This is a genomic window from Streptomyces sp. NPDC048389 (assembly GCF_040706335.1).
In the GTDB taxonomy this organism is placed as follows: domain Bacteria; phylum Actinomycetota; class Actinomycetes; order Streptomycetales; family Streptomycetaceae; genus Streptomyces.
Genome location: NZ_JBEZKP010000044.1, coordinates 1 through 25,686, shown reverse-complemented (window position 1 = coordinate 25,686; position 25,686 = coordinate 1). Strand labels below are relative to the sequence as shown.

21 protein-coding genes are annotated in these 25,686 nt (G+C 72.2%); 9 read left to right on the top strand and 12 right to left on the bottom strand.

Annotation, left to right across the window (positions count from 1 at the left end):
* Positions 1-212: 212 nt before the first annotated feature.
* Positions 213-602, bottom strand: a complete 390-nt coding sequence (locus tag AB0903_RS25395) for a VOC family protein (RefSeq protein ID WP_366706499.1) — start codon at positions 600-602, stop codon at positions 213-215.
* 44 nt (positions 603-646) lie between these two features.
* Between AB0903_RS25395 and AB0903_RS25390 the strand changes: the two genes are divergently transcribed.
* From AB0903_RS25390 to AB0903_RS25380, 3 genes are all read left to right on the top strand, one after another.
* Positions 647-1,276, top strand: coding sequence for a nucleoside/nucleotide kinase family protein (locus AB0903_RS25390; protein ID WP_366706497.1), 630 nt, complete (start codon positions 647-649; stop codon positions 1,274-1,276).
* A 210-nt stretch (positions 1,277-1,486) separates the two neighbouring features.
* Positions 1,487-2,461, top strand: coding sequence for a hypothetical protein (locus AB0903_RS25385; protein WP_366706495.1), 975 nt, complete (start codon positions 1,487-1,489; stop codon positions 2,459-2,461).
* Between the two features lie 238 nt (positions 2,462-2,699).
* On the top strand, positions 2,700-3,194 hold the full coding sequence (locus tag AB0903_RS25380) for a hypothetical protein (RefSeq protein WP_366706493.1): 495 nt from the start codon (positions 2,700-2,702) through the stop codon (positions 3,192-3,194).
* A 153-nt stretch (positions 3,195-3,347) separates the two neighbouring features.
* On the opposite strand, the gene treZ is transcribed toward AB0903_RS25380, so the two are convergent.
* Positions 3,348-5,093, bottom strand: a complete 1,746-nt coding sequence (treZ, locus tag AB0903_RS25375; RefSeq protein ID WP_366706584.1) for a malto-oligosyltrehalose trehalohydrolase — start codon at positions 5,091-5,093, stop codon at positions 3,348-3,350.
* 109 nt (positions 5,094-5,202) lie between these two features.
* Here treZ and AB0903_RS25370 point away from each other — a divergent pair, with 109 nt between their 5' ends.
* Positions 5,203-6,573, top strand: a complete 1,371-nt coding sequence (locus AB0903_RS25370; protein ID WP_366706491.1) for a GH1 family beta-glucosidase — start codon at positions 5,203-5,205, stop codon at positions 6,571-6,573.
* 213 nt (positions 6,574-6,786) lie between these two features.
* On the opposite strand, the gene AB0903_RS25365 is transcribed toward AB0903_RS25370, so the two are convergent.
* Positions 6,787-7,683 (bottom strand): GNAT family N-acetyltransferase, encoded by an 897-nt coding sequence (locus AB0903_RS25365; protein WP_366706490.1) that lies wholly within the window; start codon positions 7,681-7,683, stop codon positions 6,787-6,789.
* A 313-nt stretch (positions 7,684-7,996) separates the two neighbouring features.
* On the opposite strand from AB0903_RS25365, the gene AB0903_RS25360 reads away from it, so the two are divergent.
* Positions 7,997-8,545, top strand: a complete 549-nt coding sequence (locus tag AB0903_RS25360) for a DUF1707 and FHA domain-containing protein (protein WP_366706488.1) — start codon at positions 7,997-7,999, stop codon at positions 8,543-8,545.
* A gap of 247 nt (positions 8,546-8,792) precedes the next feature.
* Here the strand turns inward: AB0903_RS25360 and treY are convergent, their stop codons facing one another.
* Both treY and glgX read right to left on the bottom strand, forming a co-directional pair.
* Positions 8,793-11,147, bottom strand: coding sequence for a malto-oligosyltrehalose synthase (gene treY, locus AB0903_RS25355; RefSeq protein WP_366706486.1), 2,355 nt, complete (start codon positions 11,145-11,147; stop codon positions 8,793-8,795).
* A 315-nt stretch (positions 11,148-11,462) separates the two neighbouring features.
* Positions 11,463-13,583: a glycogen debranching protein GlgX gene (gene glgX, locus AB0903_RS25350; protein ID WP_366706484.1), complete on the bottom strand. Its 2,121-nt coding sequence runs from the start codon at positions 13,581-13,583 to the stop codon at positions 11,463-11,465.
* 377 nt (positions 13,584-13,960) lie between these two features.
* Between glgX and AB0903_RS25345 the strand changes: the two genes are divergently transcribed.
* Together AB0903_RS25345 and AB0903_RS25340 are read left to right on the top strand one after the other, a co-directional pair.
* A complete protein-coding gene (locus tag AB0903_RS25345; RefSeq protein ID WP_366706482.1) occupies positions 13,961-15,196 on the top strand; it encodes an SAV2148 family HEPN domain-containing protein in 1,236 nt (411 codons plus the stop codon).
* Between the two features lie 110 nt (positions 15,197-15,306).
* On the top strand, positions 15,307-16,029 hold the full coding sequence (locus AB0903_RS25340; protein ID WP_366706480.1) for a 3'-5' exonuclease: 723 nt from the start codon (positions 15,307-15,309) through the stop codon (positions 16,027-16,029).
* Positions 16,030-16,194: 165 nt separating this feature from the next.
* On the opposite strand, the gene AB0903_RS25335 is transcribed toward AB0903_RS25340, so the two are convergent.
* A complete protein-coding gene (locus AB0903_RS25335) occupies positions 16,195-17,046 on the bottom strand; it encodes an aminoglycoside phosphotransferase family protein (protein ID WP_366706478.1) in 852 nt (283 codons plus the stop codon).
* Between the two features lie 198 nt (positions 17,047-17,244).
* Between AB0903_RS25335 and mgt the strand changes: the two genes are divergently transcribed.
* Together mgt and AB0903_RS25325 are read left to right on the top strand one after the other, a co-directional pair.
* Positions 17,245-18,444, top strand: a complete 1,200-nt coding sequence (mgt, locus tag AB0903_RS25330) for a macrolide-inactivating glycosyltransferase (RefSeq protein ID WP_366706476.1) — start codon at positions 17,245-17,247, stop codon at positions 18,442-18,444.
* A 562-nt stretch (positions 18,445-19,006) separates the two neighbouring features.
* Positions 19,007-19,555, top strand: coding sequence for a DUF1697 domain-containing protein (locus tag AB0903_RS25325; RefSeq protein WP_366706474.1), 549 nt, complete (start codon positions 19,007-19,009; stop codon positions 19,553-19,555).
* 400 nt (positions 19,556-19,955) lie between these two features.
* Here the strand turns inward: AB0903_RS25325 and AB0903_RS25320 are convergent, their stop codons facing one another.
* The 6 genes from AB0903_RS25320 to cysD form a co-directional block, all read right to left on the bottom strand.
* The gene (locus tag AB0903_RS25320) at positions 19,956-20,696 is read right to left on the bottom strand and encodes a sirohydrochlorin chelatase (protein WP_366706472.1); all 741 of its coding nucleotides are present in this window, start codon (positions 20,694-20,696) and stop codon (positions 19,956-19,958) included.
* 4 nt (positions 20,697-20,700) lie between these two features.
* Positions 20,701-21,609, bottom strand: coding sequence for an ABC transporter permease (locus AB0903_RS25315; protein WP_366706470.1), 909 nt, complete (start codon positions 21,607-21,609; stop codon positions 20,701-20,703).
* Complete coding sequence (locus tag AB0903_RS25310) at positions 21,596-22,390, bottom strand: ABC transporter ATP-binding protein (RefSeq protein WP_366706468.1); 795 nt, start codon at positions 22,388-22,390, stop codon at positions 21,596-21,598. Before AB0903_RS25310 ends, AB0903_RS25315 begins: the two co-directional genes overlap by 14 nt.
* A gap of 35 nt (positions 22,391-22,425) precedes the next feature.
* The gene (locus tag AB0903_RS25305; protein WP_366706466.1) at positions 22,426-23,535 is read right to left on the bottom strand and encodes an aliphatic sulfonate ABC transporter substrate-binding protein; all 1,110 of its coding nucleotides are present in this window, start codon (positions 23,533-23,535) and stop codon (positions 22,426-22,428) included.
* 226 nt (positions 23,536-23,761) lie between these two features.
* A complete protein-coding gene (locus tag AB0903_RS25300; RefSeq protein ID WP_366706464.1) occupies positions 23,762-25,108 on the bottom strand; it encodes a GTP-binding protein in 1,347 nt (448 codons plus the stop codon).
* 2 nt (positions 25,109-25,110) lie between these two features.
* The coding region (gene cysD, locus AB0903_RS25295) for a sulfate adenylyltransferase subunit CysD (protein ID WP_366706462.1) at positions 25,111-25,686 on the bottom strand (576 nt) is incomplete at its 5' end.

Sequence of the window (25,686 nt, the reverse complement as noted above, 5' to 3'; positions counted from 1 at the left end):
CAGTCCGAGTACCGACGCCGCCGGCCCGGCGAGCCTGTGCGGTCACAGCACGAGTCGGCCCGGCGCGGCTTGGGCGTCCCGGCCGGTTGCGCGTGTGCGTCGGCCGGCCGGGGCCGTCGGGATGCGCCGCGACCGCCCACCTGTGGCGGGCGGAGGGCACTCGGAAAGCGGTTGAGCAGCCCCCGAGCACCCGATCCGTCGTACGCCGGACACTACTTCGGCTCCAGCAGATCCCACCGGTTGCCGTAGAGGTCCTCGAAGACCGCCACCGAGCCGTACGTCTCGTGCCTCGGCTCCTCCAGGAAGCGGACGCCCGCCGCTGTCATCCGGGTGTGGTCGCGGGCGAAGTCGTCGGTGTGGAGGAAGAAGCCGACCCGGCCGCCGGTCTGCGCACCCACACTCGCGCGCTGCTCCTCGTCCTTGGCGCGGGCCAGGAGGAGGCCCGTCCCAGGGGCGGAGCCGGGCGGGCGGACCACCACCCAGCGGCTGCCGTCGCCGCGGTCGGTGTCCTCGACCAGGTCGAAGCCGAGGGTTTCGGTGTAGAAGGCGATGGCCTCGTCGTAGTCGCGGACGACGAGCGTGACCAGGGCGATGAAGGACATGCTCGGCACGTTATACGTAGTACGCGGGTGCGACAATGCTCGGCATGTCCGTCCCTGGCCCTGACCACCTGATCGAGCGCGCCCGCCGTCTCGCCGCGCCCGGGCACCGCCGCATCCTCGGAATCGCCGGAGCCCCCGGGGCCGGGAAGTCCACGCTCGCGGAGGGTCTCGTGGAAGCGCTGGACGGCCTTGCCGTCCTCGTCCCCATGGACGGATTCCACCTTGCCCAGCGGGAACTGAACCGCCTCGGGCGGGCCGGGCGGAAGGGAGCGCCCGACACCTTCGACGCCGCCGGATACGCCGCCCTGCTGACCCGGCTGCGCGACCCCGACCCGACGGTCACCGTCTACGCGCCCGCCTTCGACCGGGCGCTGGAGGAACCGGTCGCCGGAAGTGTCCCGGTCGCGCCCGGCGTGCCGCTCGTCGTCACCGAGGGGAACTACCTGCTGCACGACGAGGGGGAGTGGGCCCGTGTCCGGCCGCTCCTCGACGAGACGTGGTTCCTGGAACCCGACCGGGAGGCGCGGGTGCGCCGGCTCATCGACCGGCATGTGCGGTACGGCAAGGAACGGTCCTTCGCCGAGCGCTGGGTCCGTGACTCGGACGAGGCGAACGCGCGGCTGGTCGAACGCGGGCGGCACCGGGCCGACCTCGTGGTCGAGCCGACGACCTGAGGCGGGCCGGGCGAGGAACGGTCCTTCGCCGAGCGCTGGGTCCGTGACTCGGACGAGGCGAACGCGCGGCTGGTCGAACGCGGGCGGCACCGGGCCGACCTCGTGGTCGAGCCGACGACCTGAGGCGGGCCGGGCGAGGGGCGGGCGCCGCCGTTCACCTCGGATCGGTACGCTCGAATCACTGACACGTTCGAGCGGAGGGCGGTTGACGTGGGGTTGTTCCGGCGAGGGCCGAAGCGCGACGGACGCGATGCGCCCCGGGACCCCGAGTTCTCCTTCTTCTCCACCGACGAAGGCACCCGGTTCCGCTCCCAGGTCCGCGAGGCGTTCGCCGAGAAGGGCCTCGAGGTGACCGTCTACGCCGACATGGTCTCCGACAGCGCGGGCCGTCAGTTCGGACTCGGCAACCTCGCCGCCGTGTGCCACAACGACGAACGGGGCCCCCGCGTCTGGCCCGAACTGGTCCGCCAGCACGTCGGCATGGTGCTGCGCACCATGGACGCGCCGTCCGCCCTGGAAACCCTGCCCGCCGAACAGATCCGCGCCCAGCTCTACCCGCGCGTCGTCGGCGCGGAGGGCCTCGATCCACGCAACTTCGCCTACGCACGCGCCGTCGCCCCCGGTCTGTACGAGATCCTCGCGCTCGACCTTCCGGAGAGCGTCATGATGCTCACGGACGATGCCCTCGAACCACTCGGCGACCTGCCGTACCTGCGTGAGCAGGCGCTCTACAACCTCCGTGGCCTGCCGGTCGAGGCCCACGAGACCATCGAGGACTCCGAGGGCATGCGCTTCGAGGTGGTACTCGGCGACTCCTTCTACACGGCCAGCCGGGTCCTGGCGCTGGAGACGCTCGTACGGCAGGTCACCGGTGAGGAGTTGACGGCCGACGGCGCACTGGTGGCGATGCCGTTCCGGCACCAGATCGCGTTCCACGCCATCCACGACACCGGCATCCTTCCCGCTCTCAACGGGATGGCGGCCTTCGCGGCCACCGGCTACGAGGACACGCCCGGGGCCATCAGCCCGTTCGTCTACTGGTGGCACGGCGGCAGGCTCACCCAGCTCAGTGACCGTGTCGAGGACGGCGACGGCCTGCAGATCATGATCGGGGAGGAGTTCCAGGCGCTGCTGGAACGCCTGGTCGCCGAGGACGACCGGCGTCCCGGCGACGACCAGGGCTGAACGGTCCCGGGCGGGTGTTCCGGGCCGGGGCGCGTGGTGTTGGGGCGCGTGGCGGGCCGAGCGGCGGTCCGAGTGCGTGGGCTCGGGATGCGCGGTGGGCCGGGGCGCGTGGGTCGGGGGGCGTGGCGGTGCCGACCGGGCGGTCCCGGGTGGCGCGCGGTTGACCCACGTCACTCTTGTCGGTGGTTACGCGGCCGTCGGTGCAGGTCGGAGGCGCCGTCTGCGGCAGGCTGGGCGGATGCGTACTCCCCGGACCGTGACCCTCGCCGCTCTGCTCCTGCTCGGTGTGACCGGCTGCGTGTCCGTCCCCTCGACGCCGGGGCCCGTGCCGGTACCGAGCCTGGCCCCCGCGGAGGACCGCTCGCCGTCGCCCGTCGAAACCAGTCGCGCCGTCCAGCCGTCTCCGCGCCAGACGCTCGCACCCACCGGGCCCGAGGATCGGCCGAGGGAGGGACCCGAGGCGAAGGAGAAGGCGCTTCCCGAGGAGCCCGCCGCGAAGCGCAGGAGCGGGCCCGTCCGGCAGCAGCGTCCCGCGGTGGCCCCGCCCGTCCGCCGGGTGGTCCCGGAACCGGAGCGCGGGGTGCACCGGCCCCGCCCCCGGCCGCAGCAGCCGCACTCGCCGCAGCACCGTGCGGGTCACGACATGCGCGGCCTGTGCGAGGCGTCCGACGGCCTGACGAACCCGGACATCACCGCGATGTGCCGCGCCACCTACGGCTCCGGACGCCGCTGACCCGCCGCCTGCGGCTCCGGCGCGGATTCCCGCTGATCCGATCCCGGGCGGTCCGGGCGGGTGGATGCCGTCGACCCGCCTTGCGGCCTCAGCGCGCAGATGCCGCCGGCCCGCCGCCTGCGGTCTCGGTCCCGGTTTCCGGACCCGTGCGCGTCAGGAGTCCGCGAGGACCGCACAGCTCTGCGGCGGCAGCCGCAGCACCCCGTCCCGGTCCGGCGGCGCGACCTCGCCCCACGCCGCTGCGACCCGTCCGCCGCCGCCCAGCGCGATCTCGGCAGGCTCCTTGGCGAGGTTGACCGCCATCCGCAGATCACCGCGCCGGTACGCCAGCCAGCGGGCCTGCTCGTCGAAGGCGACCTTCACGGCCGCCAGGTCCGGGTCCGACAGGTCCGGCAGTGCGCGGCGCAGCGCGATCAGTTCGCGATGCCACGCCAGGAGCCCGGCGTGCGGCTCGCGCTCCCGCTCCGACCGGTCCAGGCACGAACGCTCCCGGGTCGCCGGGTCCTGCGGGTCGGGCACCTGCTCCTCGGACCAGCCGTGCGCGGTGAACTCCCGGCGCCGGCCGGCCCGTACCGCCTCCGCGAGGTCCGGGTCGGTGTGGTCGGTGAAGTACTGCCAGGGGGTGCCGGCGCCCCACTCCTCACCCATGAAGAGCATCGGCGTGTACGGGCCGGTGAGCACGAGCATCGCGGCGCACGCCAGCAGGCCGGGGGAGAGGGTGGCGCAGAGCCGGTCGCCGAGCGCCCGGTTGCCGATCTGGTCGTGGGTCTGGGCATAGCCGAGGAACCGGTGCGCGGGGGTGTTCGCCACGTCGACGGGGCGGCCGTGGGTCCGGCCGCGGAAGGCCGAGTACGTGCCGTCGTGGAAGAAGCCGCGGGTCAGCGTCTTGGCCAGCGCCGCCATCGGGGCGCGGGCGAAATCCTCGTAGTACCCCTGCGACTCGCCGGTCAGGGCGGTGTGCAGGGCGTGATGGAAGTCGTCGTTCCACTGGGCGTGCAGGCCGATGCCGCCCTGCTCACGGGGGGTCGTCGTCCGAGGGTCGCACCGGTCCGACTCGGCGATCAGGAACAGCGGGCGGCCCAGGTCCCCGGCGAGGGAGTCGACGGCGGCCGCCAACTCCTCCAGGAACGTCAGCGCTCGGTTGTCCACCAGCGCGTGCACCGCGTCCAGCCGCAACCCGTCGAGCCGGTAGTCGCGCAGCCAGGCCAGCGCGCTGTCGATCAGATAGGCGCGCACCTCGTCGGAGCCGGGGGTGTCGAGATTGACCGCGGAGCCCCACGGTGTCTGGTGCGTGTCGGTGAAGTACGGCCCGTACGCGGGCAGGTGGTTGCCGGACGGCCCCAGGTGGTTGTGGACCACGTCGAGCACCACGCCCAGGCCGTGCCCGTGCGCCGCGTCGACGAAGCGCTTCAGTGCCGCCGGGCCGCCGTACGGCTCGTGCACCGACCAGGGGGACACCCCGTCGTAACCCCAGCCGTGCACCCCGGGGAAGGAGCAGAGCGGCATCAGCTCCACATGGGTGATGCCGAGCTCCGCCAGCTCGCCCAGCCGCGCCGCCGCCGCGTCGAGCGTGCCCTGTGCGGTGTACGTGCCGATGTGGAGCTCGTACAGCACGGCGCCCTTCATGCCGCGGCCCGGCCAGTCCTGCCGCCAGGTGTAGAGGTCCTGGTCGACGACGGCACTCGTGCCGTCGGGGCCGTCCGGCTGGCGGCGCGAGCGCGGGTCCGGCCGTACCGGGCCGCCGTCCAGGGCGAAGCCGTACCGCGCGCCGTCCTCGGCCGGCGCCTCGGTGACCCACCACCCGTCCCGGCCCTGCGCCCGTTCCATCGGATGCTCGGCACCCTCGAGCCACAGGGTGACCCGCTCCTCGGCGTTCGGCGCCCACACCTCGAACAGCAGCACTGGCGTCCCCTCGTCGTCGATGCCCCATCCACCCATGTTCTGTCCACACATCCTGGCAACAACGCGGTCTTCAGGCGGGGCGCTTGGGCCATTAAGGTCACGGAGCATGTCGACGCCGCCGCCCCCGCTGCCCGCCTTCCCGCCCGGCTTCCTGTGGGGAGCGTCCGCCTCCGCCTTCCAGACCGAGGGAGCGGCCGCCGCCGAGGGCAAGGGGCCGTCCGGCTGGGACGCCTTCGCCGCCCGGGGCCGTATCAAGGACGGCGCCGACGCCGCGCGGGGCACCGGCTTCCACGAGCGCTACCGCGAGGACGTGGCGCTGCTCGCGGGGCTCGGCGCGGACGCGTTCCGCTTCTCCGTCAGCTGGCCGCGGGTCGTGCCCGGCGGCAGCGGCCCGGTCAACGCCCGCGGTCTCGACTTCTACGACCGGCTCGTCGACGAACTGTGCGCCCACGGCATCACGCCCGCGCCGACCCTCTACCACTGGGACACCCCGCTCGCGCTGGACGAGGCCGGCGGCTGGCTGCGCCGCGAGACGGCACTGCGGTTCGCCGAGTACGCCGCCGTCGTCGCGGAACGGCTCACCGACCGGGTCCCGATGTGGATGACCGTCAACGAGCCGGCCGAGGTCACCCTCCTCGGCTACGCGCTCGGGGAACACGCCCCCGGCCGCCGACTGCTTTTCGACGCGCTGCCGGCCGCCCACCACCAGCTGCTCGCCCACGGCCTCGCAGTCCAGGCCCTGCGGGCGGCCGGCGCCGAGCGGGTGGGACTCGCCGTCTCCCACTCGCCGGTGTGGACGGCCGGGGACGGCGAAGAGGACCGGTTCGCCGCGGAGCTGTACGACACGCTCACCAACCGGCTGTTCGCCGACCCGTTGCTCACCGGCGCCTACCCGGACGAGAATGTCGCCGCGCTGATGCCCGGCCCCGTCGCCGACGACCTGGCGGTCATCTCCCAGCCGCTCGACTTCTACGGCGTGAACTACTACCACCCCATGCTGGTCGGTGCCCCCGCGAAGGACGCGCTCGACGGCTTCGCCGGAGTCGGCATGCCCGACGGACTGCCGTTCGGCCTGCGGCAGATCGAAGCCGCCGAACGCACCGACTTCGGCTGGCCCGTCGTCCCCGACGGACTGCGCGAACTGCTCGGCTCGCTCGGCCGGCGGTACGGCGACCGGCTGCCGCCCGTCGTCATCACCGAGAACGGCTGCTCGTACGACGGTCTCGACGACCGGCGCCGCATCGACTTCCTCGACTCGCATCTGCGCTCCCTGCACCGCGCGATCGGTGAAGGCGCCGACGTCCGCGGCTACTTCACCTGGTCGCTCACCGACAACATCGAATGGGCCGAGGGCGCATCCCAGCGCTTCGGCCTCGTCCACGTCGACTACGACACGCTCCGGCGCACACCCAAAGCCTCGTACGCCTGGTACCGGGACGTGATCGCCGCGCAGAAGCGGTCAGCAGCCGGGACATGACCGAGGGCGCCCGCGGTACGGACGCCCCGGCTCCTCGAGTCAGTGCTGCGAAGGCTTCAGCGCCGTCGCTTGGTCAGTGCCGCCACCGGGCCGGTGCCGTGACTTGGCCAGTCCCGTGGCCGGGCCGGTGCCGAGGCTTGGCCAGTGCCGCGATCGGGCCAGTTCCGTGGCCGGGCCGGGCCGGTCCCGCGACGGGGCCGGTGCCGTGACGCGTCAGTGCCGTGACGGCGGCAGGAAGTGGACGCGCTCCTGGACGACCGGGTGACCGGCCTTGGCGAAGTTCGCGGCCATGGGGAAGTTCCCCTGGTCGGTGGCGCCCGCGATGAACTCGGCGCCCTGCTCGGCCAGATGGTGCGTGCACTCCGCCAGCAGGTCGTACGCGTACCCCCGGCCGCGCTGCTCCGGGACGACACCGATGAAGCCGACGCACGGGCCCGACGGGTTGTGCGCCGGGATGTGGATGCCGACCAGCTCACCGTCCGGCGTGTGGGCGACCTGCCACCAGCCGCGCGGCGACGGGCACCAGTTGAAGAAGTCCAGCTCCTCCTGGGCGGCCTGGTCGAGACCACCCTCGGCGACGGCCCGGAGCACGTGCGCGTCCAGGGTCACGGAGTGGATGCGGCGCAGCGCGTCGAAGAAGACGGCATCGTCGGGCTCCGGCCGGAACACCAGCCGTCCCGGCCGCTCGGGCAGCCCGCGGTCGGGCGTCCACCGGTACTGGTAGCGCTCGACCAGCACTTCCATACCGGCCGCCTTCGCCGCCCGCACACGGGCCTCACCCGCCGCCAGGGCGCGGGGGTCCTCCCGCCGGCCGGCGGGCAGGATCAGCTCGTACTCGACCTGGAAGGGAGAGGTGCGCAGCAGCTGGGCGCCCGCGTCCTCCTCGCCCTCGGCGACGTCGAACCAGTTGACGTTGACGGGAGCCTCGTCGTCGGGGCCGCCCCACCAGGCGGCCCGGGCGACGACCCTGTCGTCGCGCAGCGCCACCCGCTTCCAGTCGGGGCGGTGTGTGGTACGGGCCAGGGCGCGGCCCACGCCGAGCGGGTCGGGCAGAGAGTCGAAAAGGTGCGCGTCGCTCGCGTCGAGCGCGCGGATGACCAGATCGGTCATGAGGATGTCCTCCGGGAGGAAACGTGTGGTGCGCTCCCGGTCAGACTGCGGACGCCGGGCGGACGGGGCGGGAGCGCGGGAACGGTGTGGTGTACACGGCGCTCGCCTCCTTCCGTCGTCTCGGGCGTGGTGCTCACACCAGACGGCCGGACCGCGGGTCGTCCATCGCCGTTTCGACCCAGGGGCCGCCACGGCGGGCGGCCCTCCAGTCGGGGCCAAGTGGGGCGGAATCCATGCTTCCGTGCAGGTCAGTGCAGGCGACGGAGCCGCCCCGTCTGGACACCCCGCCCCATTCGGCCCGACAATCTGGAGCGTGACGTCCCCCTACGAGTTCAACACGTATCCCGCGCGGCTGTCCGACGCCGAGCGCGAGCGTGTCCTCGACGTGCTGAAAGAGGGCGCGGCCCAGGGCAAACTCTCGCACGAGACCTTTGTGCACCGGATGGAACTGGTCCTCGCCGCACGCCGCTCGGAGGAGCTGGCGGCGCTCACCGCCGACCTGGTCGGCGAGGGCCGCTGGACGCGCCGGGTCTACGGCGCCGTCGGCCGGATGTCCGCCTTCTCGGTGCGCCTGCGCAGGGCCTGGCAGGCGGAGAAGCTGCCGCCGCTGCTCCTGCCCGAGCCCGGGCCGCACCCCCTCCGCATCGGCCGCGACCCGGCCAACGGCCTGCGGCTCAGCCACGACACCGTCTCCCGTACGCACGCCGAGCTGAGCCACCACGGTCGGCTGTGGGTGCTGCGCGACCTCGGCTCGACCAACGGCACGACGGTCAACGGCCGCAGGGTGACGGGCTCGATCGTCGTCGCCGACGGCGACATGGTCGGCTTCGGCAGCATGAACTTCCGCCTCACCGCCCGCTGACGTCACCGGGTTCGGTCACGCGCCCCGAACCCGGCTCCATCCGCCCCGAAACCGCGCGCGGAGCGCGCCGCGTGTCGGCACACCAGCCCGGCCGGTGTCCGAGGCCATCGCGCGAAGCGCGGTACCGGGGCCGGGCAGGGGGCACGGGGCGGAACCCGGACCGCGCGGCACGGGGCCGGGGCCTGCCCGGTTCGGGAAGGGGCGGGGATGGCTCGCGCCCCGCTCAGCGCCCCCCTCAGCGCCCCCCTCACGCCCTCCCGGCCCGCACCAGCAGCGCCACCGGCCTTCGTGCGAACAGCTCCGCCACCCGCACGCGACCCCCGTCGAACTCCCGCCCCGGGGACAGCGCGTCCGCCCACCGGCCCGTCGGCAGCCGCAGTTCCGTGTCGCGCCAGCCGCCCCCGCGTTCCAGCCGCAGCGACAACCGCGTCACGGCCGTGACGACCTCCCCGGAGCGGCAGAAGGCCACGCAGTGGCCGGCCGCCGGGCCGGACACCGCGAGCGGCGTGTACGGGGCGGCCGCGCCGAACAGCTCCGGCGCCGCACGGCGTAGCCGTAGCGCGGCGCTGGTCAGCGCCTCCTTCTCCGCACTCAGCCCCTCCGCGGGGGCTGCGGCGAAGGAGACCGGCCGCCGGTTGTCCGGGTCGACCAGCGCCAGGAACTCCCGCTCACAGCCCTGGTACACGTCCGGCACCCCCGGCATCGTCAGCTGGAGCAGCGTCGCGCCGAGCACGTTGGCCCGCGCGTACGGGGCCAGTTCGTGGGCGAACCGCGCCACCGAGTGCTGCGGCGGCCCCGCCGGACCGGCGTCGACGAACGCCGACACCGCCTTCTCGTACGCCGCGTCCGGCTCGGTCCAGCTCGTGCGCAGCCCCGCCTCCCGTACGGCCTTGAGAAGCGCGGTGTCCAGCCGTCCCGCGTCCGCCGGGCCGAAGCCGACCGCCGTCTGCCAGACGGTCCACGCGACCTGTGGGTCGGGCGCGGTGCCGCCGGGCACGTTCTCCGCCTCCTCGGTGATCTCCGAGAGGAAGGCCGCCCAGCGCTCCGGGCATTCGGAGAGCACCGCGATCCGTGCCCGCACGTCCGCGCTGCGTTTGGTGTCGTGCGTGGTCAGTACGGTTCCCGTCAGGGGCCAGTCGCGTGCGAGCCGGGCGCAGTACGCGTGGAACGCCTCCGGGGTGACGGCCGGTTCGCCCGGCTCGCCGCCGACCTCGTTGGCGGCGATCAGCGGCGCGTACCGGTAGAACGCCTTGTCCTCCACGGACTTGGCGCGCAGCGCGGACGCGGTCTGGGCGAAGCGGACGCGGAACGCCTCGTGGTCCGGCCCGGTGCCGAGCCGTCCGAGCGCCAGGTCACGGACCACGTCGACGGCGGCCGACTCGGCGGGCACAGTGAAGGTCTCCTTCGCCCGGCGTGCGGCCTCCTCGGGCAGCGCCGTCTCGTCGCACGCCCGGTAGGGGCGGTAGACGGGGACGCGGACCAGCAGTTCCCGCAGGGCGGCCCGCAGCGCCCACGGCGCATGGTCGCGCAGCCGCGGGTCGGCGGCGCAGACCCGCTCTGCGAGCCGGACGAGTGCTGTCCTCTCCGCGGCCAGTTCGCGGGTCACCACCTCGTACGCGGCGTGCCGCCGCGTCTCCTCCCAGCGGCCGCCCAGCTCCTCCGCCGCCTCGGTGAACCGACGGTGGTCGGCGTCGAGTTCCGCCGCTCCGGCGGGGTCGGTGAACAGGCCGTCGATTCGGTGCAGAGCGTCGTACCCGGTGGTGCCGGCGACGGGCCAGCCGTCCGGCAGCGGCTCCTCACCGGTGAGGATCTTCTCCACGACGATCCAGCAGTCCCCGCCGGTCGCCTCGTCGAGCCGGCGCAGATAGCCCTCGGGGTCGGCCACCCCGTCCGGGTGGTCCACCCGCAGGCCCTCGACGACTCCGTCCCGTATCAGCTCGAGAATCTTGGCGTGGGTCGCGTCGAAGACCTCGGGGTCCTCGACGCGCAGACCTATCAGCTCGGAGACGGTGAAGAACCGGCGGTAGTTCAGTTCGGTGCGGGCCAGCCGCCACCAGCAGAGGCGGTACCACTGGGCGTCCAGCAGCTCGGCCATCGGCAGGCCCGCTGTCGAGCCGCGCAGGGGGAAGCGCTGCTCGCCGTAGTGCAGGACGTCTCCCTCGACATGCATCGTGTCCGTCTCGTCGCCGACGCGTCCGGCGAGTACCGGCATGAGGATCTTCCCGTCGCCGGCCTCCCAGTCGATGTCGAACCAGCGGGCGTACGGCGAGTGCGGCCCCTCGCGCAGCACCTCCCACAGGGCGCGGTTGTGGCGCGGTACCGCGGCCATGTGGTTGGGGACGATGTCGAGCACCAGCCCCATGCCGTGTTCCCGGGCCGTACGGGACAGCTCCCGAAGTCCGTCCTCGCCGCCGAGCTCCTCGCGGACGCGGCCGTGGTCCACCACGTCGTAGCCGTGCGTCGAACCGGGGACCGCCTCGAGCACCGGTGACAGATGCAGATGGGAGACGCCGAGCGCGGCTGTGTGCGGCACGGCGGCGGCTGCGGCCGCGAAGGGGAAGCCGGGCTGGAGCTGGAGCCGGTATGTGGAGGTGGGCGTCATGCGAACATACGTACCCGGCCGGTGAGGTTCCTGCGCCCGGCCCCGGGGTGGCATCCGCCGATCGGGTGAACCGGGGGCACGTGCGGCTGTGCCCCCTGGCGGGGGACGGCCCGATGTGCATCGAGCCGACCGCCAGGAGCCCGCGCCGTTCGGCTTCGGTCACGTCGGCTGTCATCGTGTCGGCAGCCGTCCGGTCGCTGCCGACAAGCCGGCTGTCGTCGGGTCTGCCGCGGTCCCGCCGTCGGGGTGGCCGGCGTCGGGTCGGCCGCCGTCCGGTCGGCCCACGAGAAGTCGGCTGCCCTCGACGGGCGGGTGCTATGCGGGACGTCGCAGCACCGTCATGCTGCGGCCCACCAGCCGCAGCTCGTCCCCGGCCGACACCATCGGACCCCGGCCCGGCGGGACGCCTTCCTTGCAGGCCGTGTCCACGACCACCTGCCACTCCTCGCCGTGACTCACCGGAACGGTGAACTCCAGCTCCAGCGCGCTCGCGTTGAACATGAGCAGGAACGAGTCGTCCGAGATGCGCTCACCCCGAGGTCCCGGCTCGGAGATCGCGTGCCCGTTGAGGAAGACCGACAGCGCCTTGGCGTGCGCGGCCTGCCAGTCCCTGGCGACCATCTCGTCACCCTGGGGGGTGAACCAGGCGATGTCCGTCAGCTCGTCGTGCGTCCCTTCCACCGGTCGGCCGTGGAAGAACCGCCGCCGCCTGAAGACGGGGTGGTCGCGCCGCAGCCACACCATCGTCTTGGTGAACGCCAGGAGCGAACCCTCCTCGTCGTCGTCGGGGTCGGGCCAGTGCACCCAGGCGATCTCGTTGTCCTGGCAGTACGCGTTGTTGTTGCCGCCCTGGGTACGGCCGAACTCGTCGCCGTGGCTGAGCATCGGCACGCCCTGCGAGAGCATCAGCGTCGCGATGAAGTTGCGCATCTGGCGCTCGCGCAGCTCCAGCACGCCCTCGTCGTCGGTGTCGCCCTCCGCGCCGCAGTTCCACGAGCGGTTGTGGCTCTCGCCGTCGCGGTTGTTCTCGCCGTTGGCCTCGTTGTGCTTGTCGTTGTAGGAGACGAGGTCGTGCAGGGTGAAGCCGTCGTGGCAGGTGGTGAAGTTGATCGAGGCCAGCGGGCGGCGGCCGTCGTCCTGGTACAGGTCGGAGGAGCCGGTCAGCCGGGACGCGAACTCGGCGAGGGTGCGCGGCTCGCCCCGCCACAGGTCCCGTACGCAGTCGCGGTACTTCCCGTTCCACTCGGTCCACAGCGGCGGGAAGTTGCCCACCTGGTAGCCGCCCTCACCCACGTCCCACGGCTCCGCGATCAGCTTGACCTGGCTGACCACCGGGTCCTGTTGCACCAGGTCGAAGAAGGACGACAGCCGGTCCACCTCGTGGAACTGGCGGGCGAGCGTCGCGGCGAGGTCGAAGCGGAATCCGTCGACGTGCATCTCGGTCACCCAGTAGCGCAGCGAGTCCATGATCAGCTGGAGCACGTGGGGGCTGCGCATCAGGAGGGAGTTCCCGGTGCCGGTGGTGTCCATGTAGTACCGGCGGTCCTCGGTGAGCCGGTAGTACGACTCGTTGTCCAGGCCGCGGAAGGAGAGGGTGGGGCCGAGGTGGTTCCCCTCCGCGGTGTGGTTGTAGACCACGTCGAGGATGACCTCGATGCCCGCCTGGTGCAGGGCCCGCACCGCCTGCTTGAACTCGAGCACCTGCTCGCCGCGGTCGCCCCAGGAGGCGTAGGAGTTGTGTGGTGCGAAGAAGCCGATGGTGTTGTAGCCCCAGTAGTTGTTCAGACCCGCGTCGACCAGCCGGTGGTCGTTGACGAATTGGTGAACCGGCATCAGTTCGAGGGCGGTGACCCCCAGTTCCGTCAGATGGGAGATGACGGCGGGGTGGGCCAGCCCGGCGTAGGTGCCGCGGAGCTCGGGCGGCAGTTCCGGGTGGAGCATGGTCAGGCCCTTCACATGGGCCTCGTAGATCACCGTGCGGTGGTAGTCGGTGCGCGGCAACCGGTCGTCGCCCCAGTCGAAGTAGGGGTTGACGACCACCGACGTCATGGTGTGCGGTGCGGAGTCCAGGTCGTTACGGGAGTCCGGTCTGCCGAAGTGGTAGCCGTAGACCGACTCGTTCCACTCGATCGAGCCACTGATCGCACGTGCGTACGGGTCGAGCAGCAGCTTCGCGGAATTGCAGCGCTGCCCGCGGGCGGGCTCGTACGGGCCGTGGACTCGGAAGCCGTAGCGCTGGCCGGGCATGACGCCCGGCAGATAGGCGTGCCGCACGAACGCGTCGGTCTCGCGCAGCTCCACCGCTGTCTCCGAGCCGTCGTCGTGGAGCAGACACAGCTCGATCCGGTGTGCGGCCTCCGAATGCACCGCGAAGTTGGTGCCGGCGCCGTCGTACGTGGCGCCGAGGGGGTACGCCTGTCCCGGCCAGACCTGCATAGATTCGACTCTTCCATTCTGATCCGGGTAATGGGAGCTACTCGGACAAGATCCTCCCCCAAATTGGTGCGACCTCCTAGCACTTCGCGCCGTCCTACCGGGTGACTGCGCCGGAGCCGACCGCGCGGGTGCACGGATCGGCGCGGAGCGCCGGGTGCGCGACGCCGGCACCGTGTCCGGATCCGAGGGCCCGAGACGCCGTCAATGCTATGAATCCCCTCACTCCGGAAAGGCGGCTGCCGTCGGAACGGAGCGCATCATCAGGCGAGTTGGATAGATTCCCCGAACGATCCTGGTGCATCGCCTCCCGCAGCCGGAGTACCCTTCCTTGATCGTTGGAGACGGGCGTCAGATACGCGGAAGAAGGCGGTGCGCGGGTGAGCTCGGGAGGGCTGGAGCTACCCCCCGGTGACACGGGTCACGAGGGAGGAGACTCCACCGAGGTCCCGCCAGGAGCGGTCTCGCTCGCGCGGCCGATGGAGATAGGGGCGGAGCTGGACTGGGGCGCGGACGCCTGGAGCGAGGTGCGTACGCGCGCCCAGCGGGCCGGCCGCGCCTACATCTGGCTGAATCTGGTCGAACAGCGGCTGCGGGCGGTCGTGGCCGCCGTGCTCCGCCCGGTCTACGAGCCGGTGCACGGCGACGACTGGGTGGTCGCCGCCGCGGGACCGGCCGGCCAGGAGTGGGTGCAGCGGGCCGTCGCGGTACGGGAGGTCTCCCGCCGCAAGGGCTATCTGCTGGACCCGGCGGACGACAACGTCCTCTCCTTCCTGACGCTGCCGCAGCTGCGCGAGCTGATGGTCCAGCACTGGCCCTGCTTCGAGCCGTACTTCGACGACCGGCGGGACGTGGAGCTGGCACTGGACGAACTCGAGGTCGCCAGGAACGTGGTCTCCCGCAACCGCGCCCTCAACGAGGCGGTGCTCGCCCAGGCCGAGCGGGCCTCGTCACGTCTGCTGGAGATACTCGGCAACGGCGCCGGCGTCCCCTCGGCCGGCCGGCTCCGTGTCGACGCGGTGGAGGACCTGGTCGGCGACCGGTACGCGGACGTCGTGTCCGTCCACCCCGACCGCGTCAGGCTGCAGCGCCAGCTGCCCGCCGAAGACCTCTTCGGTGGCGCCCGGCGCCTCGACGCGATCGGCATAGGACTGAACCTGTTGGTCCAGAACTTCTCCGGCCGCAGGCTCGTCCGCCTCGCCGAGTCGGGATGCCGGGTCCGGCTGCTCTTCCTGAATCCGGCGAGCAGCGCCGTCAAGCGCCGTGAGCGGGAACTCGGCCTCAAAAAGGGTGAGTTGAGCCGCACCGTGGAGATGAACATCCTCCATATGCGCCGTGTCAGATCCCGGCTGCGCGACCCGGGTGCCTTCGAGATCCAGGTCTTCGACGAGACCCCCCGCTTCACCGCCTACCTCGTGGACGGCGACGGCCCCGACGGCCTCGCCGTCATCCAGTCCTATCTCCGCCGGGCCCGCGGCATGGAGGCGCCCGTGCTGGTGCTGCGGGGCGGCGGGCGCTCCGTGGTGCGGGCGGGGCAGGACGGCGAGACAGGGCTTTTCCAGACATATCGCGAGGAGTTCGAGTCGGTCTGGACCGATTCGCGCCCAGTGTCCTGAGTCCCCTGGGTGTCCCTGCGGTGTCCGCCCCCGAACCCGCTGTCAGTGGCGCGTGCGAGAGTGGTCGTCAACTGGGGGAAGCACCACCGCACCACCAAGAAGGGGGCATCATGTCCTGGCACCGCGAGCTGCTGGTCGGCTTCGATCTGGAGACGACGGGGACCGATCCGCTCGACGCACGCATCGTGACGGCCGCCGTCGTCGAACTGCGCGCGGGTGAGCCGGTGCGGAGCCACGGGTGGATGGCGGATCCGGGGATAAGCATCCCGGCGCAGGCCGCGGCCATCCACGGCATCAGCAACGAGCGGGCGTCGGCGGAGGGCCGGCCCCCGCGCGAGGTGGCCGACGAGATCGCCGACACTCTGTGCGGGCACTGGCGGCAGGGCGTCCCGGTCGTGGCGTACAACGCGGCCTTCGACCTGACGCTGCTGGCGGCCGAGTTGCAGCGGCACGGCCTGCCCTCGCTGACGGAGCGGCTGGACGGCCGGCCGGTCGGTCCCGTCATCGACCCGTACACGATCGACCGGGCTGTCGACCGCTACCGCAAGGGCAAGCGCACCCTGGAAGCGGTCTGCGTCGAGTACGGCGTGGTGCTCGCCAGTGCCCACCACGCCGACGCGGACGCCCGCGCCGCGGTCCTGGTGGCCTGCGCGATAGCCGAGCGGCACGCCATGGTGGCCTCCCTCGCCGTGGCGGAGCTGCACGACCGGCAGGTGGAGTGGTACGCCCGGTGGGCGGCGGACTTCCAGAGCTTCCTGCGCCGCAAGGGCACCGCGGACGCGGTCGTCGACACGTCCTGGCCGATGCGGGAACTGGCACCCGTCGCGGGCTGAGAAGCGGCTCGGGACCGGGAGCGTCCGGCACGGCCCGCCGGCGGGCACCGACGCCCGGGGCGCCGCTGTCCGGCGACACCTGCGCGGTACTCCTGCCGCCCCGGGCGTGGTCGCTGCCGGCGCGGGCCCGCGGCTCGTGCGTCGGGCGGGGGTCGGGGCCGGTGGTCAGAAGGGGTACCAGCGGACCTCGGGGTCGTCGTCGCGCAGCGAGGCCACTCTGCGGCGGAATTCGGCAAGCGCCCCGGGGTTGGACGGCGCGTGCTGGGCGACCCACGCGCAGCCGGCCGTCTCGCGGGCGCCGCGCAGGACCGCGCAGCCGTCCCACTCGCGCACGTCCCAGCCGTAGGTGTCGGCGAACGTGTCGTACGACTGAGGACCGAGGCCGTAGCGGTCCCGGGAGAGGGCCATGACCACCAGATCGTGCTCGCGCAGATCCGACGAGACGGTCTCCAGGTCGACCAGGACGGGGCCGTCCGGGCCCACGTGCACGTTGCGGGGGAGCGCATCCCCGTGGATCGGACCCGGCGGGAGGTGCGGAGTGAGGTCGGCGGCAGCCGTCGCGAAACCGTCGCGGCGGGCTCGCAGATAGTCGGCGTCGGCAGGGTCGATCGCGTCGCCGGCAAGCCGCAGCCAGCGTTCGACGCCGCCGAGCAGTTCCCGGCGGGGCAGGCCGAAGGAAGGAGGGGCGAGAGCGTGGACAAGACGCAGCAGCTGCGCCAGGTCGGCGGGCAGCGCCGGGCGTACGGCATCCGGCAGCCGGTGCCACACGGTCACCGGGTGGCCGTCGACCAGCCGGGCACCGGTCCCGGCGGCCCGTACCGCAGGCACGCCGACGGCCTCCAGCCAGCCGGCGACCGCCAGTTCCCGCTCCGCACGCGCCAGCAGGCCGGCGTCCCTGCCGACCTTCACCACCACCCCGTCCGTCCCGAACACGGCGTTCTCGCCGAGCGCCAGCAGCGCCGCTCCCCTCGGGAAACCGGCCGCCGCCAGCACTTCGCGTGCGCGTGTCTCGTCCATCGCCTACTCCCGGCACCGTTGTGAACCCGACAGAGTTTCGCATCCACGCAGGTGGTCCCGGCGAAGTGCGTTCGGCCTATGAGAGGTGAGCAGGTTTCGAAACTTTCGAATCGATGAGTCATGTGAGTCGTATGACTGATGTGACTGATGTGGTGCGACTGATTACACGAGACGTCTCGTCTCGCCTATCCTCGGCTCATGACTAACCCGCAGCGTGCCCACATCGCCGTGTTCTCCATCGCGGCCACGGGGCATGTGAACCCGAGCCTCGAGGTGATCCGCGAGCTCGTCGCCCGCGGACACCGCGTCAGCTACGCGATCCCCGAGTCGTTCGTCGATCGGATCGCCGAGACGGGCGCGGAGCCGGTCGTCTACAAGTCGACACTGCCCACAGAGGGCGAGCCCGAAGCCTGGGGCACGGAACTGATCGACAACATAGAGCCGTTCCTCAATGACGCCGTGCAGGTGCTGCCTCAGCTCGCAGAGGCGTTCAAGGGCGACGAGCCGGACCTCGTCGTCCACGACATCACCTCCTACCCTGCGGTGGTTCTCGCCCACCGCTGGGGCGTCCCCGCCGTCTCCCTCTCGCCCAATCTCGTCGCCTGGGAGGGCTACGAGGAAGAGGTCGCCGAGCCGATGACGGCCGAGCTCAAGGCATCCGAGCGCGGCAAGGCGTACTACGCCCGCTTCGCCGACTGGCTCGCGGAGAACGGAATCACGACGCACCCCGACCGGTTCGTCGGGCGGCCCCGCCGCAGCATCGTCCTCATCCCCAGGGCCCTGCAGCCCCACGCCGACCGGGTGGACGAGTCGGTCCACTCCTTCGTGGGAGCGTGCCAGGGTGACCGGGCGAGCCAGGGGCAGTGGCAGCGGCCGGCGGACGCCGAGAGGGTGCTGCTCGTGTCGCTGGGCTCCACGTACACCAGGCAGCCCGGCTTCTACCGGGAGTGCGTGAAGGCATTCGGGGACCTGCCCGGCTGGCACGTGGTCCTCCAGATCGGGAGGTACGTGGCGGAGTCCGAGCTGGGCCCGCTGCCCGGCAACATCGAAGTGCGTTCCTGGGTGCCGCAGTTGGCGATCCTCGAGCAGGCCGACGCGTTCATCACCCACGCGGGCGCGGGCGGCAGCCAGGAGGGCCTGGCCACCGCCACCCCCATGGTGGCCGTGCCGCAGGCGGTCGACCAGTTCGGCAACGCGGACATGCTCGTGGGGCTCGGGGTGGCACGACGCGTCGACACGGACGCGCCGGCGGAGGTACTGCGCGAGGCGGTGCTGTCCGTCGCTGATGACCCGGCGGTGAGGGAACGCCTGGCGTCCATCCGGGCGGGGATGTCCGGCGAGGGGGGCACGGGGCGAGCCGCGGACCTGATCGAGGCGGAGTTGCGCAAGGCGGCGTAGCCGGGGCCGTTCCCCTGCCCGGCCCTCCCCGGACCCGGGCAAGCCCCGGACCCGGCCCTCCCCGGACCCGGGCAAGCCCCGGACCCGGCCCTCCCCGGACCCGGGCAAGCCCCGGACCCGCACGGCCTTCAGCCGTGCCCCCGACCGCCGCGCGTGCCGCATACCCGGCCCAGCCGGCGATCGAGGCGCGGGGGTGCGGGGTTGCGGGGGCGCGCGCGGGCGGAGCCCGGCCACGGGAAGGGGGCGGTAACGGTCGTCCCGGTTCCGGAACGTGCGCGGACGCGAGCGAGTTGCGTGCACGCGCGCGCGTAGGCGTGGTCCGCAGATGGGGCGTGTGTGCGCGGTGTCCGCGAACGGCCCCTTCGCCTGCTTCGAAGCCATGGGTGTATTCCGGCCGTCTCGTCCTGCCGTACGGCGACTCGGGCTGCGGCCGCTCCCTCTTCAAGGCGGTGCGCATCCCCGATGCAAGGAATCGAAGCCCTTTGCAGCCAAGAGCGCTGGAGGTCCCGCCCGACTTGGAAGGCGATGCCCGTATGGCGAGGTGACCGCCTATCGTTCGGGCATGACGACGAAGTACGCGGCACTCCTGCGAGGGATCAACGTCGGCGGCGGCAAGAAGGTCCCCATGGCGGAACTCCGCGCCGTCCTCGGCGCTCTGGGCCACGCGGACGTCGCCACCTACCTGCAGAGCGGCAACGCGGTGTTCAGCAGCGACGAGAAGGACGCGAACGTCCTCGCCGCCGAACTGGAGCAGGCGATCGAGGAGGCGTTCGGCTTCCGCGTCGACACTCTGGTGCGCGACGCGGAGTATCTGCGCGCCGTCGCCGAAGCCTGCCCCTTCCCCGCGTCCTCGCTCGAGGCCAGGCAACTGCACGTCACGTACTTCTCCGAGCCCGTCACCGCCGACCGGTTCGCGTCCGTCGACGCGGCGGCCCATCTGCCGGAGGAGTTCCGGCTCGGCGACCGCGCCCTGTACCTGTACGCGCCGGACGGCCTCGGCCGCTCGAAGCTCGCCGTCGCACTCTCCCGGCCCGCTGTGGTCAAGGGGGCCGTCGCCACCAGCCGCAACTGGAACACCGTCGTCAAACTCGTCGAGATGACCCGCGACTGAAACGGAAGTGGACCAGCAGGCCCGCTCGTGAATGGCCCAGAAGGGCATGCCACTTGCCGACTAGGGTCGTGACCATGACCACCACGGACACCCGCCGCGCCACCACGTGCCCGCACCGGCAGCCTGGCCTTCGACTGAACCCGGCTTTCCGTCCACCCGAAAGCGTCCCCGAGCACGCCCGCATCGCAAGGCGTTCGGTACCGCTGGACTCACCGGGCGACTTCCTGCGGCCAGGCACCGGCCCCAGGAGTTCCGCGTCACCGAGGCGACCGGCGCGCCGGTCTGGCCGCGGTCGGGAGTGCCGCCCGCAAGACGGCTTCGCCCGGCCTTCGCGGTGCCGATGCCGCGACGTCCTTCGAACCGGCGCCTGCGGACTCGGGCGCAACTCCGGCCCGGGTCGTTACGCGCCGGCCGCCAGGAGGTGTTCCGCCCGCGCCTCGTCGTAGCGGCACAGCAGGAGCCGTGCCAACTCCGGCGAGGCGCCGAGCACGCTCGCCACGACGTCCGCCTCGCCGGCGCCCTCCGTGATGCGGTCGGGGAGGCGGCCCGGGGCGATCACGTACGGGGCCACGGCGACGCGTGAGAAGCCGTCGGTGCGCAGGGCGCGGACGGCGTCCTCGGTACGCGGAAGGGATGCGGAGGCGAACGCAGGCCGCACGGCGCACCAACCGGTGTGCCGCAGCTCCCGCGCTGTCTGGGCGATCACTGCGATCGCCTCCGGGTCTGTGGAGCCCGCGGCGGCCAGTACCAGGCCCGTCGAGCTCTTGTCCGCGGGCGTGAGGCCCGCCTCGTACAGTCGCCGCTCGACCGCGGCGAGCAGCAGCGGCGACGGGCCGAGAACCTCGGCCTGCCGGATCCGCAGCACCCGAGGCGCCTGTCGCAGCACGGCCGGGATGTCCGCCTTGGCGTGGAAGGCGCGGGTCAGCAGCAGCGGAAGCGCCACCACGTCCCGTACGCCGTCGGCCGCGAGCCGTCCGAGGACCCGCGGCACCGAGGGGACGTTGAAGTCGAGGAACGCGGTCTCGACGCGCATCCCCGGACGCAGCGACCGCACATGGCGGGCCAGGGCGTGGACGGTCGCGGCGTGCCGCGGGTCGCGGCTGCCGTGCGCTACGACGAGGAGGACCGGGCTGTGCGTCATCGACTCAGCTCCGCACGAGCAGACCGCGGCTGCGCAGCACCCACCGCTCCAGTGGACTGAAGATCAGCAGGTCGATCGCGATGCCGACGATCAGGATCAGGAGGATGGCGAGGAACACCCCGGGCATGTCGGCGTTGTTGCGGCCGTTCTCCAGCAACTGGCCGAGGCCGAGGCCCAGGTCGGGCGAGGAGGCGATGATCTCCGCGGCCATCAGCGAACGCCACGAGAACGCCCAGCCCTGCTTCAGCCCCGCCACATAGCCGGGCAGCGCCGCCGGCAGCACGATGTGCCAGGCGCCCCGCAGGCCGGTGGCGCCCAGCGTGCGGCCGGCCCGCAGGAACAGCGGCGGCACCTGGTCGACGCCGGACACCAGGCCGTTCGCGATCGAGGGGACCGCGCCCAGCAGGATCACGGCGAACATCATCTTGTCGTTCAGTCCGAGCCAGATCACGGCCGGCGGTACCCAGGCGACGGACGGCAGCGACTGCAGACCGGAGAGGATCGGTCCGATCGCGGCACGGACGAACTTCACCCGGGCCACCAGCAGTCCGAGCGGGGTGCCGATGGCGAGGGCCAGCAGGAAGCCGAGCAGACCGCGGGAGACGCTGGTCCAGATGACCTCGAACAGCGTGCCCTGCAGCCACATGCCGGACACGCTGTCCCACACCGCGGACGGTGCGGGCAGTTTGTAGTCCTCGGTGACCTCCGCCCACACCAGCAGCTGCCAGGCGAGGAGTACCAGTGCCACGGCCGTGAGCGGCGGCAGCACCTTCTTCAGCAGTACCTCGCGCACCGGCGTGCGGCTCACCTGCACCGCGTCCAGCGCGTCGAGCCCCGCCTCCAGACCCGCCAGGTCGTCGGCCTTGCCCGCGCCCTTCCCGGTGGCGGCCGGGGTCGTGTCAGTGCTGGCCATGTCGGCGGATCTCCCCACGCAGTTCTTCGGTGATCTCGACGGACAGCTCCGCCACCTCGGTGTCCTCGATACGCCGCGGCTGCTCGATGTCGACGGTCCACTCACGGGCCACCCGCCCCGGCCGTGACGACAGCAGCACCACCCGCTGCGCGAGCCGCACCGCCTCACGGACGTTGTGCGTGACGAACAGGACGGAGACGTTCGTCTCCCGCCAGATCCGGGTCAGCTCGTCGTGCAGCACGTCCCGGGTGATGGCGTCGAGCGCCGCGAACGGCTCGTCCATGAGCAGCAGCTGACTGTCCTGCGCCAGCGCGCGGGCCATGGCGACCCGCTGCCGCATCCCGCCCGACAGCTCGTGCACCCGCTTGCGGTACGCGCCGCCGAGCCGCACCAGCTCCAGCAGCCGCTCCGCCTCGCCGCGCCGCACGCCCTTGGGTACGCCCCGCAGCCTGAGTGCCAGTTCGATGTTCTTGCCCGCGGTCAGCCACGGGAACAGGGCGTGCTCCTGGAACATCAGGGCGGGCCGACCGCCGGGCGTCTCGATGGACCCCGCGGTCGGCCGGTCGAGCCCCGCGACCAGGTTCAGCAGCGTCGACTTGCCGCAGCCGGAGGCCCCCAGCAGGGTGACGAACTCGCCCGGCGCGACATCGAGCGTGATGTCGTCCAGCACGAGCTGCGGCCCGGCGGGCCCGTTGAAGGACTTGGAGACATGCCCGATACGGGCCGCGTACGCCTGCTCGGCACTTACGCGGTCCTCGGCCTTGGCGATGGCAGTGGCCATGGTCGTCACCTCCTGGGGAACTCGGCTGCTACGGATTACTTGACGCCGAGTCCGGCGTCGGAGAGCTCGGGTGCGCCTTCGGCACCGAGGACCTTGTTCAGTGGCTTCAGGTCGTAGATCCCGGCGAGGTCCGGCTGCTCGAGCAGGCCCGCCCGCACCGCGTGGTCCGCCTGGGTCCCGAGCGTCGCCGCCAGCGGGTCGTCGGTGAACCGGAGGGACTTCCAGGCCGGCTCGATCACCTCCGGCGGCAGCGGCTTGCCGGTCAGCTCCTCGAGCTTGGCGTTGGCCGAGGCCCTGGCCTTGCCGGGGTTGGCGTTGATCCACTCGTTGGTCCTCACCGTGCCGCGCAGCACCGCCTCGACGACGGCCGGGTGCTCCTTCAGGAACTTCTGCGACACGACGATGTTCGTGATCACGAACTTCCCGTCCGGCCACAGGTCCGCCTCGTCGAGCAGCACCTTCGCTCCCGCGGCCACCAGCCTGGAGGCGGCGGGCTCCGGCATCCAGGCCCCGTCGACAGCTCCTGACCGATAGGCGCCCGGCGTCACCTTGGGCTGCATCCGGACCACAGAGACGTCGCCCTTGCCGCTTTGGGGGTCGACCTTCCACCCCTGCTCCGCGGCCCAGTTGAGGAACGCCACGTCCTGGGTGTTGCCGAGCTGCGGGGTGGCGATCCTCTTGCCCCTGACGTCGGCCAGGGACTTGATCTTCTGCGGGTTCACGACGAGCCTCACGCCACCGGACGCGGAACCGCCGATGATCCGCAGGCTCTTGCCCTCGGACTTCACATGGGCGTTGACGGCGGGGGAGGGACCGATGAACGCGATGTCGATCGAGCCCGCGTTCAGGGCCTCGATCTCCGAGGGTCCGGCGTTGAAGCTCGCGGCCGACACCTTGGTCCCGCCCAGCTCCCGCTGGAGGATGCCTTCCCGGTCGCCCACGAGGGCCGTGGCGTGGGTGAGGTTGGGGAAGTACCCGATCCGTACGGTGTCCAGACCACCGACCTTCGGGCCCTTGGCCGCGTGGGCGACCGGGGCCTTCGCGGCCTGGGAGCCGTAGCCGCAGGCCGTGAGGACCACGGCGAGGAGCGGCAGGGCGGCTGCGGCGGCGAGGCCGCGGCCCAGGAAGCTACGGGTGGCTGGCACGGGAGGTCTTCCTCTCGTAGGCCCGGTCCTACGTCATGTCGGACGCGGCCGGGTCGTCGGCGGGCAGTCAGGTCTTCGGCGGTGCGGGACGCCGGAGGCGCGCTCGCGCAGCGCCCCCGGTACTCCGGTCATCGCGCACATCGCGCCACCCCGCCCGTGCCCGCGCCGAGAGCCCCGCTGCCCACGCGGCCGCCCTCCTTGGCGAAGGTCGAGAAGACGTCGGTCATCAGAAGTCCCACGCCGCGTCGTCGGCGGACTGCTCGTCGGCGGCGGTCTCGGCGGCGAAGGCGTCGCCCGCCATGCCCGCGGCGAGCGTCGTGCCGTCGGCGGGATCGATGAGCAGGAACGACCCGGTGCGGCGCGAATGGGCGTACGAGTCGAGCGCCAGCGGCTCGGCGGTGCGCACCTTGACGCGGCCGATGTCGTTGGCGACGAGCCGGCCGGGGGCCGGGTGCTGGGAGAGGTCGTCGAGGGTGAGCCGCGAGGGGATCTCCTTGACGATCGCCTTCACCGTGCGGGTGGTGTGCTTGAGCAGTACCCGCTGGCCGACCGTGAGCGGCTGGTCCGCGACGTGGCAGACGGTCGCCTCGACGTCCTGCGTGGTCGGAGGGGCGTCGTCGGTCGGCACGATGAGGTCGCCGCGGGAGACGTCGATGTCGTCCTCCAGCAGCAGCGTGACCGACTGCGGCGTCCAGGCCACGTCCACCGGCTCGCCCAGCAGGTCGATGCCGGAGACCTTCGAGGTGCGGCCGGAGGGCAGGACGGTGACGGACTCGCCGACGCGGAAGGCTCCGGCGGCGATCTGTCCGGCGTAGCCGCGGTAGTCGGGGTGCTCGGCGGTCTGCGGCCGGATCACGTACTGGACGGGCAGCCGGGCGTGGCAGGTGGCCAGGTCGTGGCTGACGGGCACGGTTTCGAGGTGTTCGAGGACGGTGGGGCCCGCGTACCAGTCCATGTTCGCCGAGACGTCCACGACGTTGTCGCCGGCGAGCGCCGAGATCGGGATCGCGGTGATCTCCGGGACGCCGAGCGAGGCGGCGTACGCGGTGAACTCCTCGGCGATCTTCGCGAAGACGGGCTCCGCGTAGTCGACGAGGTCCATCTTGTTCACCGCGAGGACGACGTGCGGGACGCGGAGCAGGGCGGCGACCGCGGCGTGCCGGCGGGTCTGCTCGACGACGCCGTTGCGGGCGTCGACGAGGACGACGGCGAGCTCGGCGGTGGAGGCGCCGGTGACCATGTTGCGGGTGTACTGCACGTGGCCGGGGGTGTCGGCGAGGATGAAGCGGCGCCGGGGCGTGGCGAAGTAGCGGTAGGCCACGTCGATGGTGATGCCCTGCTCGCGCTCGGCCCGCAGGCCGTCGGTGAGCAGCGCCAGGTCGGGGGTCTCCTGGCCGCGGCTGCGGGAGGCATGCTCCACGGCCTCCAGCTGGTCGGCGAGGACCGACTTGGAGTCGTGCAGGAGACGGCCCACGAGGGTGGACTTGCCGTCGTCGACGGACCCGGCGGTGGCGAAGCGCAGCAGGGTGGTGGCCGAGACCTGCTCGGCCAGCTGCTCGGTGGGGGTGGTCATCTCTAGAAGTACCCTTCGCGCTTGCGGTCTTCCATCGCGGCTTCCGACATCTTGTCGTCGGCCCGGGTGGCGCCGCGCTCGGTGAGGCGGGAGGCGGCGATCTCGGTGATCACGGCTTCGAGTGTGGTGGCGTCGGAGTCGACGGCGCCGGTGCAGGACATGTCGCCGACGGTGCGGTAGCGGACCAGCCGCTTCTCCGGCGTCTCGGTGTCCTTGGGCCCGCCCCACTCGCCGGCGGTCAGCCACATGCCGGAGCGCTTGAACACCTCACGCTCGTGCGCGAAGTAGATCTCGGGGAGTTCGATCCTCTCGCGCTGGATGTACTGCCACACGTCCAGCTCGGTCCAGTTGGAGAGCGGGAAGACCCGCACGTGCTCACCGGGGGCGTGGCGGCCGTTGTAGAGCTGCCACAGCTCGGGCCGCTGACGGCGCGGGTCCCACTGCGAGAACTCGTCACGCAGGCTGAACACCCGCTCCTTGGCGCGGGCCTTCTCCTCGTCGCGGCGGCCGCCGCCGAACACCGCGTCGAAACGGTGCTCCTGGATGGCCTCGGTCAGCGGCACGGTCTGCAGCGGGTT